Origin of the sequence: Bacillus sp. FSL H8-0534 (assembly GCF_038005885.1) — a bacterium.
Lineage (GTDB): Bacteria > Bacillota > Bacilli > Bacillales > Bacillaceae_G > Bacillus_A > Bacillus_A pseudomycoides.
In genome coordinates, this window is sequence record NZ_JBBOUC010000005.1 from 18,147 (window position 1) to 35,766 (window position 17,620).

Here is a 17,620-nt window from a genome sequence, read left to right on the forward strand (position 1 = left end):
AATGGTATAATTTACTTAATCATTTAAAAATCACTTAAATTTTTAAAATCAAAGTTATACATATTGAGTTTGGGATTTTATTTTGAATCTATCAAAAAGAAAGAGGGATTAGATGCATATTAGTAATTTCATTAGAAATTTTACTAATCATCCAGTACTTTTTGTAGGTACTGGAATGAGTCTTAGGTATTTAGAAAATTCTTTTACATGGGATGGTTTACTTTCATATATTTCAAATAAGATTAAAGGATCAGATGAATTTTATTATGATTTGAAGTCAAAACATGAAAAAAACGGTGAGTATGACTACTCTAAAATCGCGAAGGATCTTGAAAAAGAATTTAACGACGTATTAATGAGTGATCGTAATGGTCAGTTTAAAGAAATTAATGATCAATTTTACGAAAATATGAAAAATCATATTAATATTAGTCGCTTTAAATTATATATTTCGCAATTATTATCTAATTATATAATTAAGGATAGCCAACAACGTGAAATTTCTGAGCTAAAGAAAGTAAGGAAGAATATTGGCTCGGTGATTACAACAAACTATGACAGTTTTATAGAGGATATATTTGAATTTAAAGAACTAATAGGTAACGAAATTTTGTTAAGTAATCCCTATGGTTCTGTCTACAAAATACATGGCTGTGTTAAAGATCCCAGTAAGATTATTATTACAGATGATGACTATGGGGTTTTTGATGAAAAATATGAACTTATTAGGGCACAATTGTTATCGTTATTTATTCATAACCCAATAATATTTTTAGGTTATAATATAGGCGATAATAACATTAAAGGAATTCTTAAAACCATTTTTACATATATAAATCCTAATACCCCACAAGCAGAAAAAATCAGAAAGAATTTTTTGCTCGTAGAACATGATAAAGGATCACAGAATACTGAAGTTACGGATCATGATATTGACATGAGTGGATTTTCTACAATCCGTATTAATAAAATCAAAACTGATAATTTTTTAGAAATTTATAAACACTTAGCAGATTTAAACTTGCCCGTATCTGCAATGGATATTAGAAAAGTACAAAATATAGTTAAAGAGATTTATGCAGGAGGTAATATAGAAGTTAGCGTTACAGAGGATGTAGACGCATTAAAAAATGAAGAAAAGGTATTAGCCATCGGATCATTAAAAACAATCACTTATGAATTTCAAACAAAATCGGAGTTAATGGAAAATTACTTTAAGATAATTGATGAATCTAACCATCAATTATTAAAGTTGATCGACAAACATAAATTCCAAAAAAACCAATATTTCCCTATATACGCATTTAGTAAGATTCAATCAGAACTGGAAAGCTCCGTTGAATTAAAAGGTAATCAAAATGAGAAAATAACTAACATAATTAATAATGCAACGGATTTTGCCCAAGAGCATACAAGTATTAGTGGGATTTTACAAGATGATAATATAGTACAATCAAAAAAGAACCTAGCTATAGTATTAGGGATAATAAATGATAGAATCCAACTAGATACGGTTGAAGAACACTTAAGGACTTATTCGGACAAGAAGTCTACGGATTATCGAAAAATTTTATGTGTTTATGATTATAAAAAGTATGCAGATGAACATGAGATGATAAATCTAGCTAGTTCTGGAGGTTCAATTGTAAGCTAATGGCACTCTAGGTAATAGGTATCTTATTAGAAGTTTAAGTTTTATTTCGTTATACGTTATAGAGCATGATTGTTGAAAAACAAGATAGAAAATGATCAATCTTTTTTAGAAAAACCAAGTTAAACTCTGTTGGATAAGAATCCATTTTGATTAATCTTTTTCAAAATGGGTTCTTTTTATTTATCGTATAACTTGGGATTGCGGGGTATTGTGGATTTGTAATAAAGTCGTACCGTTTATAAAAAAGATGTACTGTTTTTAAAAAAGTTGCACTGTATTGCCCTTTTGGGTTAGATTGGAAATGGTGACAGACAATTAATATCTAAAAAGGTGATTAAATGTTAACAGAAGATGAACTAAATTGGGTAAGACACGTTTTGAATGATTATGAACCTGATATATCGGCATCGTATTTTTATAGAAGGAACACAATAATTGAACGAAATAATAATAAAGGGATTGTTAGAAAAGAATTAGATATTCTAAGAAAGAAAATGATAAAATATACTCCACAAGAGTTGCTTGTACTTAAAAGTAAAAAAGTCAGAGAGAGCTGGGATATTAATAATTTCTCTGGTATTTATATCATACATAATTGTGTAAAAGATTTGTATTACATCGGACAAGCAGAAAAGGTATTCGACAGGGCTTATATGCACTTTGTTAAAAATTCAGAATTACAAAGAGGCAGGTATGAACTGAACGTTCAATTTAATCTTCCTGAAATATATCATGATTATAATTTCGGAGATAAATTTAGTATTAGTTTGATACCTTTAGGGTATACAACACTTTCAACGCTAAACGAATTAGAGGATAATGCAATAAGAGCTTATGATTCATTAGTTCCAAATGGTTACAATAAGAACACAGGTAATGTAATGGATAAACCTATTTTCGAAAATGATGACTTTGAAAAAGCCGCGAACTTAATATTAGATAAGATAAAAGGAACGGAGATTTTTTTAACTCTTACCAATGATCGCAAGAGGTTCCAGTACTCAATAAATTTATTATCAGAACTTGGATTGCCAACAAAAAATTCAGTTTTTGCAAATAACCTCTCTGGCTTGATAAAAGCGTATCAAAAGGATAATAAAAAAAGTAACTTGAACAAGGGAAAACAAGAAGATAAATTACAAGATAGACAACTGAAGTATGTAATCGGAAAATATATTATTCCTGAAAAAAAAATTGATTTTAATGAAATCAGAACACAAGAAGAATTGAATGATGTTCAGGAAGGATTCGAGAAATTCAACAAACTTTCTGATAAGGAATTAACCGAACTATTTCTATCAATCCGAAATGGTACTTTTGAACTATAAACGAATAGCTTATACAAGAATTAATTTACATCCAATAAAAAAGAAGATTGACTGATTTCAATTATGGATTTGAAATAAAATCATGATGTTTGTAAGAAAGATACAAAGTTTATAAAAAAGAAGTGAGGGGTTATCCCTTCAAGCAAGGAACTTTAAGTGGATTTTGATCAAACTTTTTTATAAAAACTAATCTTAAATATGCTAGATAAGAATCTATTTTGATCAATCTTTTTTCAAAATGGATTCTTTTTATTTATCGTGCAATACAGATTTGCGAGGTGCTTTTAATCAAACTTTATTTCAAACCCACACCTGAAGCTCACTTTAAAATAGGATGATTTTATATATAAATTTTTTTAGGTAGCAACATATATTTAGCATCTAACTTAGATGTTTTTTTGATTATTTGTCGAAAGTTAATTAATTTAATTTTCTGATTTCCAATTGCATTATTGCACCTATTTAGGTACAATGTAATTAGAAAGTAAATACAATAAATGTAAGGAGTGAGGAGAATTAAAGGAATGAACAAATGAGGATAAATAAGGTTTTGAAAAAGGAAATGCTTATTTCTTAAATGTGCATTATGAGGAGTACACCAATGAAAGAAATTGAAAAGTACATGTTTTTGATGGAAGCCGCTTTGAAATATGAAGTATCATATGAAACTTTAAAAAGTCGTGTCAAGCCATCTCGTGCTAATCAAGATCAATTAAACAATATGATTGAACGGGGTATTATTCGCTATTTTGAACCACCTCGAGATCCAGATAAAACATATCAACGAGTACAACGGTCTTGGCTAGTGACAGATGAAGCAATGCAAGAATGGTTTCCTAAGAAAAATTAATACAAATGAAAAAGCCCCCACCACCGCCAAGTAGAAAAGGGCTTTTCCAGATACACTACTATAAAAGAAAGGTTGATTCTAGATGGCAAATACCTATCTAAAAACTCCTAACAGCAAGTATATTTTAACACATTTAACGATAAAAGAAAAAATGAACCTTACTATAAAAAGCACTTTAAAAAAGCGATATGACGCCATTTGTGAATGGTTTGGTATAGATAATTGTGTTTCCTCACAAATTTGGTTCTTCGGTACATTTGGACTATCTACTTTTATGATTGTTGCTACATATTTAATCGCTGGATTTCTCTATGGATTTTAAAAAACTTTGAGGAGGAATAGATGTGATAGCACCAAAACCTAAACGTGGTGAATTCTATATTCATAGGAAAGATGGTCGAGTGTATCAGGTATTAGGATATGCAAAGATGTTTGAACAAGAAAATCAAGATCTCATTATTTTAAAGCGTATGAAAGATGGAATGACTGTCACATTAAGTGCAGATTTGTTTGTTCTATATATAAAAGCATATAAGTTTTCAAAGGATAAAGAAATAATTAGTAAAGTAAAAGTTAATCTATAACATTTCAGTTTAGGAGGCTTTTTTATGGAAAAGACTATTTCAGTTCCAACAATTAAAATTGGTGACTTTGTTCAATTTCCGCATCGCAAGAATCCTTCAATCAAATTAACTGGTTATGTAGTAAATATTTTAACGAATACAATTATCGTAGATATTTCGGAAATGCTTAAAACTAAGAAATATAAAGAAATAGATACTCGCCATGTTGTAAAACATGGTCGCTATAAAAATGTTCGTGTTCGTAAAAGACAAGTTTCATAATAGATACTTAAAATGTAGTTCCGACCACAATTCACTTTTTGGCGTTGTGGTCGGAACCTGAATAGGAGGAGACGGTTTGAAAGGAAGTATTGGATTTCTTACATTTAACCGAACGAAAGGAAAGCTTTATGTATATTTAACAAAAGCACTTAGAGATAACGGGAAAAAGAAAAACATTACATTATACAAATTTGGAAGGCAAGATAATGCATTAGAAAGAATGTATGCTTGGCGAGATGACTTTGAAAATAAATTCCCTGCCGAATTATTAAATCTGGGATATGATTGGAATGACCTTCACAATTGGATACTCTCTCTCGAAACAGGTTATAGCAAAATGGGAAGAAAATTAATTGTTGCTGAAATTAATGTGTAACAAATAGAATCACGTTATTTTATTAAAGAGGGGGCGGAATACAGATTCTCACTAAAAAATGAGGTGAATGAAGATGAGCCAAATGGAAAAACATCTACAAAAGAAAAAGAGACAAGAAAAACTGGATATGATTTATAATCATACTGTACAAGGAGAAGGCTACTTCCAGAGTCCGTCTTATAATTGGAAAAGCATTGTGATACAACACTTCAATAAGATACAACGCAAAGAGATGACCGTTGAACAACTTGTCAATTTGCTTGAAAAAGAGGGCGTCAAATTTTCCCAACCTAAAGCATTGATTCATTATCCGGTAATAGATTGTTTGAAATATATTGCAAAAGTAAGTAAAGAAAATTTAGAGCTTTAAAAATGTCCGTTAAGACTCTACTCATATAGGTATAGGAATTTAATTCGATTGGACAGAAAAAAGTCTACAAAACATTGTAGACTTTTTTCTGTCCAACTAATTTACAATGTAACTTTTTTAAAGCATTTTTATATCCACAATACACATAGATTTTATATATTTAACTCTCTCATTTTCACCCATTATTCTTAATTCATTACAAGACATATCATAATAATGAATATAACCAGAGATACGATAAAACTTATTCTGTTTATGATATAAGATGTTTACTTGATTATTTGTAGCCATTGCCTCGCAAACAGTATCATTTATAGTATCTAATTGCTGTTCATCTAAAATCGGCATTGGAATATGGCTTTGTTTTTCATACAATTCATTTAATCCTTCAGATTGTTCTTTTATTGCTGAGAATGGCATCCATCGCATCATACCTCTATCCATGATGTGTATTCCCCCTTAGGCTTTATGCCCACCAATTTTATTGTTTCTCTCACGTTGCGTAGCTCCTTGAATGTAACTGATGCCTCTCATAATCGAGTTTTTACCATACCTATTCCGGATACTATCCATTGTTTTTGCTAATTTCCTTTGAGTATCTTTTCTTGAAGTATCTTCAAACAAAGACATTTGAATTGCATCATCCCTGGTCAAATTCTTTAAAGTTATATGTATTTGTCGTACTGGATGACCAGAATGAAACTTTTTTAATATCTGTAAACACGCTTCATAAACCTCTTCAGTTAAACAGGTTGGTTGTTCCAAAGTAATTGCTCGCTTAAACCCTCCACCGATGTACTTACTGTAACCTATAGCAAGTTCAACCGTCCTACAACATTTATCCATAGATCGTAGGCGAAAACAAGTCTCCTCAATTTGTTCTAGAAGTAGCAATTTTAATTTATTAAGACTAAAGCAATCTTCTAATAAGATTTGTCCTTTCGTTATAGAAGTACTTTTAGGAACGTATTTATTAGCAATACGGCTTTCATCTATACCAAATGAAAAACGATGTAACTCTTCACCTTTTACCTTTCCAAATCGCTTTATTAAACGCTCTTTCGGTGTATTTGCAACATCCTTCAAGGAAAACAGTCCCATACCATGTAAAGCGTCCTGAGTCGCTGATCCGATTCCCCATACATTTTTGAGTGGCTTGATATTCCAGAGTTTCTTTGGAACATCTTCGTATGTCCACATGACAATCCTAGAGTTTGAATATTTACTTTCCACATCTAGAGCAACCTTTGAGAGAAATAGGTTAGGTGCAATTCCTATAGATGCCGTTATACCCGTTGTATCATATATCTCTTTTTGAATTCTTTTAGCAATTACAATTGGATCACGTCCGAAAAGGTGCGCTGTTTGTTGCATGTCTAGAAAGCACTCGTCTATTGAATAAACGTGGAGATCCTCTAACGCTACATACTTGGTATAAATTTCTGTGATTTGATTTGAAATTTCAACAAACCTTTGCATTGTCGCATTAACTACAATGATTTCTGGATCTTTTGGCAGTTGGTGCAATCTAGTTGCCGTAGAAATGCCCATTTTTTTAAGTTCGGGAGTGGCGGCAAGCACTATTGATCCATTTCTATTTACATCCCCAACGACAGCTAATTTTACTTTTAAAGGATCTAATCCTCTCATTACACACGCACAACTGGCAAAAAATGAACAAAGGTCTATGCAGAAAATCATTCGATTCATGCATTTCGAGTAATCAAACATTGTTTCACCCTCCAAAAACAGAACGTTTGTTCTTATTATAAACCGAATGGTTTGTACTATACAATCTTTTTGTGAATAATTTTTAGTACAAATATGGTACGTGAAATTATATATGGTTTTTATCATAGTTCACAATTTTTTACTCTTAAATGCATTTATACGTATAATTAAACTTAAAAGGAGTGGTCTATGTGTCATATTTAGAAGTCGTTGAAACAAGGCTACCTAAGTTTGATGAATGCGATACAGAACCAATTATTAGTAGTTTAACATCAGCTTTAGGTATTCCCAGAACAGTTTTAGCTAATCAGGAAGATATTGAAATAGTATGGACAAACCTACGAAGAACTTTAGAGAATGTAAAACTTGAATACAGACATGAATTACTAGCCAGAATGGTTGTTTCTGTTAGAATGGGACTATTTAGTGCGGCTGTAAACGATATGTGGAATACGGCAATTTTAGCCTTGCGTCAAAAAGTTAAAAATTTTGGTTATTCGGAAGCATCTTCATTTTTAGAAAGAGAGATTAATGAGAAGAAATTAAAGGAAGAAATTCGAGATAAAGACTTGATAGATATTTGTGTTGAATTAGGATTCTTGGATGATGATTCATATTTCTTCATAAATACCTGTAGGGAGATGAGAAACAATTATTCCTCCGCACATCCTTCCGATTCAATGTTAGATGGTGTGGAACTTAATTATTTTATGCATCAATGTACTAAACATATCCTAAGTAATGATACTCAATATGTAGGATTCCCTGTTTCAAACTTTATGTCAGTTATTAAACAAGACAAAATTAGTGAACAGACTAAAGACACATTTGTAGAGAAGATTTTGAAAGCAAATGACTTGCAAAAATCAGCAATACTAAAAATGCTTTTCGCAAATTATGTTGATGAAAAAAATAATGAGAATGTTAGGCTCAATTGTCTTTTAATTTCTCAAGATACATGGAATACATACAATGAAAATGCAATTGCGGAGATTTTAGGTCTATATTCATCATATATGATGAAAAACTCTAATACTAAAAAAGCATATTCAGAAAGATTTTTTGAAAAAGTTGGAGCTTTAAATTTACTTCCAAATGATAAAGTTGCTTCAATTGTATTAACTGCCATAAATGATTTAGAGGACGCACATCATAATATGGATAATTTCTATAATGAAAAGCCTTTTGCTGAAAGGTTAGCAGTATCGTTTGATAAGAAAATTCCTAACCCAATTTTGAAAAGATATGTATACGTAGTAGCTCTTTGTTATGTAGGAAATCCTTATGGAACATCAGATTCGGCTTCTCCATTTTATGAGAAAATGATAAAGAACTTCTCATTAAAAGAGGTTGAACAATTATTTATACTTATTACAGAAGACAATTATTTAAAATATCGCATAGAGGGTAATACAAGATGTAAAAAGCAATTCAAAAGCTTAGTTAAACTTTTAAATGCTGACGCTGTACCGATCAAGAATAAAAGAGCATATGAGAGTTGGCTAAATAAATAATTTGTATTCAGTATTTCAAATTTCGACTAAAAACAATTTACACTCCCTCTTCTGTTATAAAAGTGTGTTTCATAGTTGTACAATGTAAGAAAGCTTAAACCCTTTTGTGTCAACGGGTTTAAGCTTTTTATTTTATAGGAATATCCTTTGCAACAAGATGCAATTATATTTCAGCGTATTCGCATCTTGTAGCTATTATTATGTATGCTATATTCCACAAAATAATTACAAAAAATCTCTTATTCTTTTTATCTATTTTTATAGTATGCTTCTTTTTTGAGCCATATGCTTCTTTTTTGACTCATCTATGTATGTATAAGTTTAAAAAATTGTGTCCAGACTTACAGATACATAGAGGAAAAGGGAGCGTTAAACAGATGAAAGGGAATAAACGAAAACGTACAAAATTAGGAACATGGTTAGATCAAAATGGAATTGAACAAAAGGAATTAGAAATAGCAGCGAAGGTTAGCCGTAGCACTATTACAAGACTTTGTAATGATAAAAACCACGTTCCAACTCTTTCAGTAGTACAAAAGATCATGAAAGCTATTAAACGTTTTGATTCTAAAGTGAATGTACACAATTTCTGGGACATGTAAAAAGCACAAGGACGATAATTCACCTTGTGCTTTTTACTTTCATAACACTTCTTTTAATAAGAATGTACGAACGTATACATTGTATTTCATTCCATAGCTTTCTAATTTTTTTTCACGGTAATCAGAAATAGTAAAAAATAAAATGTTAGGTATTATATCTCTTTGTCTTTTATATATCTTTGCAATCAAACTATAATATTGTATCTTTTCTTCATTTACCTTCATGTGTTGAAGCCTATCAATCTCAACAAAATACGGTACTTGATCTACTATATAATAAGCGTCTGGCACAATTGTTTTTTCTTCATTCTGGTACCTAAATTGTATAACTTGCTCTGTTTTCCAATCGGGAAATCCAAGCCACATCCAAGCTTCATTTCTGAGAAGAATATGTTCTAGCTGATGTTTCTTTTTGCGTTCCTCTGGATTTAATCCTAAAAGAGCAAGACCTTTCTTATTGAGATAATATACATACTCCCGATTATGAGAAGTGACATGACAATATTGCCGTAGATCCTTCAGAACACGATTTGCGTTCCTTATACTACCTAGACTATGGATAGCTTGTAATTGCCTTCTAGAGGCAAATTCCAGCTTATTTAAACTCGATAAAATCTCGATTTGTCTGGCTTTCCGTTTGAGCCTCTGGTGCCTCATGTTGTTTAACCACCTCATATTCTCTTAAAAGCTTTCTCATCATTTCATCAGAAAGGTAAGGAACTTGTAGTTCATGAATCCGATCAGTTTTGAATAATGCTCTTCCTGGCAAAGAGGGTAAATCCTCCAATCCCGGCTCATCTAAAACAACTTGTGAAGCTACTGTAGTTGGTAAACGAAACCCTAACTTTGCATCACTCATTTGTTTTACAACGGAAGGTACTGACGTTACAGTTGGATATTGAGTAGCCAATATTAAGCGTACACCTAATGCTCCACCAATTCTTGAGATGTGACTGAGCATATACTGACACTCTTCAAGCATTCTATTCACGTTTTTAGGTAACCCTTTAGCTGGTGCCAAAACAGCCCCTTCATCCACAATAACAAAAAAACGATTTTTTTCTTTTGTTTGGACAATATTCTTCATTCTGTTTTCCTTCATAAATTTGCCTCTCTGATGCATCAATGCCATAACCTTAGCTAATACTTCATGCGCCTTCTCAGGGCTATCGGCGACTTCTATAACTTGCTTTAAATCCTGGTATTCGGTAAATTCTAATCCTTCTTCTTTAAGGTCGATAATAAAAAAATGAGTATGATTTGGATTTGACTTGATAAGGGTAGTGACGAGTACTTTCAGAAACACTGTTTTTCCCATTCGTGTTAAACCACCCATAAGTAAATGAGGCGTTTGATCGAAATCATGATATAAAGTTTTATCTAACGTTTTTCCAATTGCAACCTTCCAAGTACCAGGACGTATTAGATCTTCAGACCACTCCCATATCTTTGGAATATTCTCTTCAAATACCTGAACATAAAGAAAAGGGGATTCATAATGAATTTTGACAGGTTTATTTAATCCTTCAGCAATAACTTCATCTAATTTCTTGATAAGTTGTGAGGGGATACCCAATGGCAGCTCGTAAATATACATAATACTTGAGGTCCTTTCTTCTTGTCTTTTAAACCTGGGGTACTCTAACTTATTTTTTTCTTTCACACAAATATTTGCGATTTCAAAAAACCTTGCAATCTTTTTTTTATCACTTTGTTTGTAGTTTTTATGAAGAATTGCAGTAGTGAACATAACAAAAGGAATTGTTAAAAGTTCTAACATATTTCTATACCTCCTTATATGGAGGTAGTTGAGGAAAAGTGGAAGTAAAATAATGTTTGAATAATATACATAACAGTAAAGATCCTTAACTACCAGATAGGTGTCTAACGTAGAAATACATCTAGCATATCAAGTAGCAGGTACCAAACACTCCCAATAACCAAACATTTCAGACCAGCACGTAGCACCCAATCTGGCAGATGAAACCCTTTCTTTTTCAATAATTTAATCCCTAAAACTGAGACACCTGTAACACTATAAACAACCCCTAATTCTCCGATGATCGTCATGCTATTCCCTCCCTTTTCTCTTTATAGATAGCTTGCCATTGCTGTCTGAATACAATTGATAATCATCCAACAATTCATTCCATGAGACCAGATACTCATCACCGTACAAATCCTCTTCGATTTTTTGACTCAAATAATAATAACCTTTGTATTGTCGGTCTAAATACACTTCATGACGTACCATGTGCTCTCGTATTGCTGAAATATCTTCTTCTCTTTTAGTATCCCGGTACATCTGACGTAATGATTTTGAAGAATACAGATAAGGGGTACTATATAACATCTGATAATAACTCATGTTGTCTCACCATCCATATAGATTTCTAGATACACTAAATACATATGATGAGGATTCATTTTTTCGAATTTGTACCTCAAAAAAATACAAAAATACGCCATTCCCATTTTAGAATGACGTTCGATAATAAATTACCCTTTTTTAATCATATTTTTATTAATTAATAAAATCTTATATAAATATATATCTTATATATATTAAAAATATAAAGATAAAACTTATATAGGGCTAGTAACTATGATTTTACTCCTACTGTAACAAGGGATTTGAGCATACCATAGCACAAAAAATCATAAATAGCAGAATCTAACAACACAAAATTAGCTATTAGTAAGGTATAAAACCTACAAATAATCATAAATAATATCATATATTTCTACATAAAAAATGAAACAAATTGATGCATTGTTAAATATATTTATTCAAGTAATAAATTTTCAATTTATCCACCGTATGTCCACAATTTCTTAATATTTACTCACAAAACATTCACAATCTAGGCTAACTAATCAACATAATTAGAATTTGTCACATTACTCACATAAATATTGATGATTTTTGATAGGTGAAGTACTAAAATCCATTTATTTCAATAATAATTGCATCATATTATTCACATTAGGCTCTAATTATCTACTTACCCACAAAATTTAATATTTTTCTTATTATTTTTTGTAGGTATTTGAATGTATTTTAGATAAAAATAATGTGTTTATTTAAACATAGATGTGGAAAATTAGTTAATTGCAGTACAGTTTTGTATAGGAATGTATAAAAAAAGACTCTATTATGAATAGAATCGAGTAAAGGTGTCTATAAGGAGAAATCAGTGTAGGGTTTTTAAATAATGGAACCAACACGAATAGCCCTCTATTTATATTTTTTTCAAAAATAGAGAGCGGAGTATCGTTAATTTGTTTCTATCACCTCAAGTACTTGTTCAGCTGTCGTTACTTGAATACCAGCGCGTACTAATTGTTCAAATGCACGAATAAACGTAATCAAGTTGAACTCATTCGGCACTTCAATAACGCGAAGTGTTTCTTTAGGTAATCTATCTATCTTTTCAATGAACAATTCGCGAACATCACTCGGAATAAAGCGATCTTTATGTCCCCTTGTTTTTAGAAGTTCACGTATTTCTATTTCTAAAGCCATATAAGCATTTAGATTTGTACCTTGTTCATAGGCGTACTTTCTAAACAACGTTTCTTCTTGATACTTTAGATAGTTGCGGTGATACGATTCCTCTGTAACAGGTACAGCAAATTTGGATTTTAGTAACTCATATGTTTTACGGAACAACTTTTTGATGTTTCGTAGAGAGTACATAGAGAAATGCAATCCAAAATCAAATACAGCTTGTTCCTTTTGTTCTTTTGAAACATGTTGTGTAATAAGAGGGTAAATGCCTTCTTTTGCCGCTGTATCAAGAATTTGATATTGTGATGTTTGATTTAATATTTTTTTCAGCGTATACACTAACTTACTTGGATATTCTTCATTACGATCTATCATGTCACGTAAGCTGCGAATGACACTTCGAATTTGTCGATGACAAGTATACTTAAGTACATGAATAAATTTATTCATGTCTTGTGCAAATTCACCGATATTCAGTTCTTGTAGCACAGATTCAATAAAACGAGCTTTCCGTGCATACGTAACCTTTGGTGTGAATGGATCGCGATACTGTACTTCTCCAGCTTCTTTTGTACATAAGAAATCTGTATGTAAGGATAGATATAACGTTGTATATCTTTTTGTATTTTTAACCCCTTTTTGTAATTTGCAAATTTTGAATAGGGGAGTCCCTGTACATGGCAATGCAGTTGTTAATTCTGTCATAACCGCACGGATTTGATGTGGGTATTTCTTATGTAAAAAGCGGTACATTCCGCCAAAATGAGTTGTATTTCCTCTTTCATCCTGTTTATCTAAGGAACGTTTAAGCGTCGTTTCGCTGTGCTGTTGCATAGCAATGTCCAAGAATAGTTTCTTAGCCGCGACTGAAAGCTCAAAGAAAGCTTTGGTAAATACGACTGAGCTAATATACACATAGGAATTTGCCTTTTCAGTTTCTGCGTTCATAAAATGAGTTAGCTTAATGGTATAGCGGCCATCTAATTCATTTTCTATTGTAATAATGTTATGTAAACTTAATTTCTTTAATGCAATATAGAATTGAGAATGCTGTATATAAGCAAATTCCTCTTTATACTGCTTGTAATCTTCCCACATCATATGTACTGTTACATTTGGAATGACCCCATTCGTGTAACATTTCTTGTGTAGATATAAGAAGACTTCTAAATCTGCATTTGTAATGCCATATAATTTATGTTTTCGTCCCATTGTTTCTGAAATAGCAGATAGTGTACGACGTGAAAAAGATGGTTTCGCCTGAGCCACAAATCCGTCTACATCAGCAATACGTTCTTCATATGTCATTTGATCCAGTAGATCTTCAAGGTATGTATCTTTATAGCTATAGTATTTTTCTTCAAATGCTTCAACAAGTTTTTGCCAAGATTTCAATGTTACTAGAACTGCATTTGTATCTTGTCCATTTAGACTACGTTGATTACGAATAATAAATGATTGTCCCATCTTTTTCACCTCCTACACATAAATCAAGAAATATATGCCAAAACACTATAAAATATACCAATTATGATTATATCAAATCGAAATTTGATGAAATGTGCCCCTTTAAGAGAAAAAATAAAAATATGAAACGTGCCTGAATCCCTTGGCGCCCAAGGGATTTGACATTTTACAAAAAAAAGTTTTTGGCCACCATATCGCTATAAGAGATTTCAAATATGAAACGCGTATCGAATTTGTAAAAAAGCCCATAAGCATTGATTCTATACGGTTTTTTATGTTCTTAATGTAAGAGTTGTTGCCATCATATAGCTATAACGTTTCATGTTTTGATATGTTTATCAAACGTGTGAAAACCCCATATAAGTGTTGTTATATATGGGGTTTTGGGTTACTTTTCAACAAAAAAGTGTTGCCATCATATAGCTATATTCGTTTCATGTTTTTTAAAATTAGTTGCCACCATACCGCTAAAGCGTTTCATGTTTAAAATCAGGTTCCCACTTCACTTAAAATACACTTAATCCCTTGGTAGATATAGATTTAGAGGGTATCTTTTATGAAAAGATGTTGCCATCATATAGCTATAATATTTCAAGTTTTATATATAGATATAGCCACCATGTAACTATAATGTTGCTATAATAGCAAAGGTTTTGAAATTGTTGTGTATAAAGAATTTCATGCTTTTTAGATGAAACCTAATATTTTTGGCCTGTAGTTGCCATCATATAGCTGTATGATGGCAATTGATTTGTGATATAAGAGACAAGCAGATATAACCTAAAAAGAATAGCCTTCATTTTTGATTGCCTAATGACTTTCTTGAATGGGGAGTATAGTGTAAAGTAGTAATTTTACAAATAGACACAGTCTTATATAATTAAAGACAAGAACACGACTGATTAAGTAGTATTCCAAGCATCGTACGATGAATCGTTATTATATGCAGAAGATTCTGGTAACGTTTTAGATTTTGAGCTGTGTTGCCACTATATAGCTAGGATATTTCAAGTTTTATAGTATATATATCCGGTAGTTATTTTGTTAGGAGGTTTTTTATTTGGAGAAAGTATTGGTGTTGTTTAGTGATGCCCTTTTTCTTGCTGCTCAAATGTATAAAGAGAACAAGCAGCTATGGACAAAGTGGAATAAATATTATGATGAAGTACAAGGAAATCATGACAAATTAGTAACTTCAGCTAATATTTCTCCCTCATTTTCAGCACTTGTTTCTTGGTTAGGCCAGAAACAAGAACAAGGAATTTCGTTATTGCACATATATGCAAATTTAGATAAATATAAAAATGAGCTTCGAAGTGTACTTGATAAGATAATAGAGCAAGAGTTTGAAGGAATGTCAGAAACAGTTGAAACGACTATCTTATCTAATACAAAAGATAAGAAGGTAAAAGAACAAGAAACGGACATTACTGATGATTACTATCCTGTTAGTAATGACGCGGTATATTATCAACTACGTGATGGTATAGCAAAAAATCAATTTGAAGAAGATGAATTAGGAGCAGTACCTGTATTACCACTAGAAACTAAAAGTACAAGTGGGGTTGCTCAACTTTCATCACATAAGGATGAAGATCTAAGATTAGTAAACACTAATGAAGCAGAAAGATGGTCAATACTAGTAGATGGTGTTATCAGTAATATGGATGATCTTACAGCTGATTGTCTAGATACAATTACGATACAGTGGCTTAATCAAGCGAAGTCTCCAGATGAGTTTATTGATTTCAGCTACGAGAATGTGTTGGATATGTGTAATATGCCAAAAGCAAGAGCAAACGGTATAGAGTATTATCGTGCAGAAGATAAAATCAAAATTGCTCAACGAATTGCTGCTTTAGCAAGTATCTTTATTTATTTAAATGATGATAATGAAGTAGTTGTTTTAAATGATCGTGCAGAAACTGGTAAGCAATTTGAAATGAAACGTGAAGTAATTAAAAGACTCTTCGTTTTAGATTCTGTAGTTCTTTGGAGAGATAAAAATACCAATGATTACGTAGGTATTGAATCTTGTAGAATAAAACCAGGTAGCTTTTTATCGATGTATTTATACGGTTCTAATAGTACAACAGCGTTATTATCTAAAAAAGCATTGGAGTACAATAGTTATCGACACAAATTCCATAAGCGACTAATTCGGTACTTATCCTGGCAGTGGAGAATTCGCCAACAGTACAGTAATTTACAAAGACCCTATTCAATTGGTGGAGAAAAAGGACTATTGTCTGTAATGGGGATTAATATTGCGAAGGGACGTCCACATCGTATTCGTGAGCAATTAGAAAATGTATTAATAGATTTAGAAAAAGAAAAAGTTATTTCACATTGGGCATACAGTGAGGAACTTGATGAATCCAGGATTGGAGAACGTAATTGGTTTAAAAATTACTACTCTAAATTAGGAATCACCATCTTGCCTCCTAAAGAGTTAATGGATAATATCGGTAGTTTGGTAAAGAAAAAGGTGATTGAAGCTCCGGATAAGCAAGAAAATAATTTAACCATCGATACCGTAAAGCATAGTATTAATGGTTCAGAGGATATGATTAGAGAGAAAATTATGCACCAACATATGCGCAAAAATAGAACAATGCGCGAAATTGCAGATGAGATAGGGTTATCTCCTGCTACGTTATCAAGATTTTGTAATAAGAAAATGAAGCGCATCTCAAATAGCGTCAATAATAAATTAACCAAATGGTATGAAAGGCAAATCATAATTGAGTCTATGTAAGAAAAGAAGCAGGAACCCTTTTTTTGGTTTCCTGCTTTCTTATAATGTTCATCATTTTTGATATATGTGGCTTCTAAATAAAGTTGTGATGTTCATAAAAAAGGCACGATGTTTTGAAGAAAGTTACGACTTTTCTAAAAAAATCGCGATGCTTTATCGCCTTAATCCTTAATTAAAGAATTCTAAATGACTTTTAATCAAACTTTATACAAAGCCGACTGTGAATTTGAAATAGGAAGAGGTTTATACCTCTTCCATTCTTTCGAAATTTGCTGTAGTTACCGCGCCAATTAAGGGTAAAGGTTTGTCTACATAAGATTTTATACGTCTATCTCCCACAGATAAAACTTTAATATACCTAAATTTAGCGTCTTTCTTTATTAATCTTTCCCCTACACTTACAATTGTTTCTATCCAAGTATCTGAGATAGAGTTTGTAATTTTGAAAGTTCCTAAACCTTTCTCATCAGTTAGTAAGTACATTAAGTCCATAGCTGACTCCCCTCTCTTCTTAGACAAATATATCACCTTCTCATATATCAGAGAATGCAAAATTGCATGAGTTATTAAATGATTGGCAGTGTTACACTATAAAAGGATAAAAATACAAATTC

General features: G+C 31.6%; 19 protein-coding genes. 11 read left to right on the forward strand and 8 right to left on the reverse strand.

Annotated features, from left to right (window positions below; all coding sequences use genetic code 11):
* Window positions 1-112 precede the first annotated feature (112 nt).
* The 8 genes from MHH71_RS29920 (at window position 113) to MHH71_RS29955 (ending at window position 5,423) form a co-directional block, all read left to right on the forward strand.
* Window positions 113-1,654 (forward strand): SIR2 family protein, encoded by a 1,542-nt coding sequence (locus MHH71_RS29920; protein ID WP_078211977.1) that lies wholly within the window; start codon window positions 113-115, stop codon window positions 1,652-1,654.
* A gap of 338 nt (window positions 1,655-1,992) precedes the next feature.
* Window positions 1,993-2,982: an excinuclease ABC subunit C gene (locus tag MHH71_RS29925; protein WP_078211979.1), complete on the forward strand. Its 990-nt coding sequence runs from the start codon at window positions 1,993-1,995 to the stop codon at window positions 2,980-2,982.
* Window positions 2,983-3,583: 601 nt separating this feature from the next.
* Complete coding sequence (locus tag MHH71_RS29930; protein WP_078211981.1) at window positions 3,584-3,832, forward strand: hypothetical protein; 249 nt, start codon at window positions 3,584-3,586, stop codon at window positions 3,830-3,832.
* Window positions 3,833-3,914: 82 nt separating this feature from the next.
* Window positions 3,915-4,154 (forward strand): hypothetical protein, encoded by a 240-nt coding sequence (locus tag MHH71_RS29935; RefSeq protein ID WP_078211983.1) that lies wholly within the window; start codon window positions 3,915-3,917, stop codon window positions 4,152-4,154.
* A gap of 22 nt (window positions 4,155-4,176) precedes the next feature.
* Window positions 4,177-4,416: a hypothetical protein gene (locus tag MHH71_RS29940; protein WP_078211985.1), complete on the forward strand. Its 240-nt coding sequence runs from the start codon at window positions 4,177-4,179 to the stop codon at window positions 4,414-4,416.
* 24 nt (window positions 4,417-4,440) lie between these two features.
* Window positions 4,441-4,677 (forward strand): DUF2187 family protein, encoded by a 237-nt coding sequence (locus MHH71_RS29945; protein ID WP_078211987.1) that lies wholly within the window; start codon window positions 4,441-4,443, stop codon window positions 4,675-4,677.
* 76 nt (window positions 4,678-4,753) lie between these two features.
* Window positions 4,754-5,053, forward strand: coding sequence for a hypothetical protein (locus MHH71_RS29950; RefSeq protein ID WP_078211989.1), 300 nt, complete (start codon window positions 4,754-4,756; stop codon window positions 5,051-5,053).
* Between the two features lie 73 nt (window positions 5,054-5,126).
* Complete coding sequence (locus tag MHH71_RS29955) at window positions 5,127-5,423, forward strand: hypothetical protein (RefSeq protein ID WP_170927972.1); 297 nt, start codon at window positions 5,127-5,129, stop codon at window positions 5,421-5,423.
* Between the two features lie 117 nt (window positions 5,424-5,540).
* Here the strand turns inward: MHH71_RS29955 and MHH71_RS29960 are convergent, their stop codons facing one another.
* Window positions 5,541-5,870, reverse strand: a complete 330-nt coding sequence (locus MHH71_RS29960; RefSeq protein WP_170927973.1) for a YolD-like family protein — start codon at window positions 5,868-5,870, stop codon at window positions 5,541-5,543.
* Between the two features lie 12 nt (window positions 5,871-5,882).
* Window positions 5,883-7,154: a Y-family DNA polymerase gene (locus MHH71_RS29965; protein WP_340725696.1), complete on the reverse strand. Its 1,272-nt coding sequence runs from the start codon at window positions 7,152-7,154 to the stop codon at window positions 5,883-5,885.
* Between the two features lie 191 nt (window positions 7,155-7,345).
* Here MHH71_RS29965 and MHH71_RS29970 point away from each other — a divergent pair, with 191 nt between their 5' ends.
* Together MHH71_RS29970 and MHH71_RS29975 are read left to right on the forward strand one after the other, a co-directional pair.
* Entirely contained in the window at window positions 7,346-8,668 is a 1,323-nt protein-coding gene (locus tag MHH71_RS29970) for a hypothetical protein (protein ID WP_078212184.1), read from the forward strand.
* 377 nt (window positions 8,669-9,045) lie between these two features.
* Window positions 9,046-9,270 (forward strand): helix-turn-helix domain-containing protein, encoded by a 225-nt coding sequence (locus MHH71_RS29975; protein ID WP_078212186.1) that lies wholly within the window; start codon window positions 9,046-9,048, stop codon window positions 9,268-9,270.
* 39 nt (window positions 9,271-9,309) lie between these two features.
* Here MHH71_RS29975 and MHH71_RS29980 read toward each other — a convergent pair whose 3' ends face one another.
* From MHH71_RS29980 to MHH71_RS30000, 5 genes are all read right to left on the reverse strand, one after another.
* Window positions 9,310-9,927: a replication-relaxation family protein gene (locus tag MHH71_RS29980; protein ID WP_078212188.1), complete on the reverse strand. Its 618-nt coding sequence runs from the start codon at window positions 9,925-9,927 to the stop codon at window positions 9,310-9,312.
* Window positions 9,866-11,050, reverse strand: coding sequence for an FtsK/SpoIIIE domain-containing protein (locus tag MHH71_RS29985; RefSeq protein WP_078212190.1), 1,185 nt, complete (start codon window positions 11,048-11,050; stop codon window positions 9,866-9,868). The genes MHH71_RS29980 and MHH71_RS29985 overlap by 62 nt, the downstream gene beginning before the upstream one ends.
* 104 nt (window positions 11,051-11,154) lie before the next feature.
* Window positions 11,155-11,340, reverse strand: coding sequence for a hypothetical protein (locus tag MHH71_RS29990; protein ID WP_078212191.1), 186 nt, complete (start codon window positions 11,338-11,340; stop codon window positions 11,155-11,157).
* Between the two features lies 1 nt (window position 11,341).
* On the reverse strand, window positions 11,342-11,638 hold the full coding sequence (locus tag MHH71_RS29995; protein ID WP_078212192.1) for a hypothetical protein: 297 nt from the start codon (window positions 11,636-11,638) through the stop codon (window positions 11,342-11,344).
* A 909-nt stretch (window positions 11,639-12,547) separates the two neighbouring features.
* On the reverse strand, window positions 12,548-14,248 hold the full coding sequence (locus MHH71_RS30000) for a hypothetical protein (RefSeq protein WP_078212048.1): 1,701 nt from the start codon (window positions 14,246-14,248) through the stop codon (window positions 12,548-12,550).
* A 1,060-nt stretch (window positions 14,249-15,308) separates the two neighbouring features.
* On the opposite strand from MHH71_RS30000, the gene MHH71_RS30005 reads away from it, so the two are divergent.
* On the forward strand, window positions 15,309-17,006 hold the full coding sequence (locus MHH71_RS30005) for a helix-turn-helix domain-containing protein (RefSeq protein ID WP_078212049.1): 1,698 nt from the start codon (window positions 15,309-15,311) through the stop codon (window positions 17,004-17,006).
* Window positions 17,007-17,249: 243 nt separating this feature from the next.
* On the opposite strand, the gene MHH71_RS30010 is transcribed toward MHH71_RS30005, so the two are convergent.
* Window positions 17,250-17,498, reverse strand: coding sequence for a hypothetical protein (locus MHH71_RS30010; RefSeq protein ID WP_139358615.1), 249 nt, complete (start codon window positions 17,496-17,498; stop codon window positions 17,250-17,252).
* Window positions 17,499-17,620: the final 122 nt, after the last annotated feature.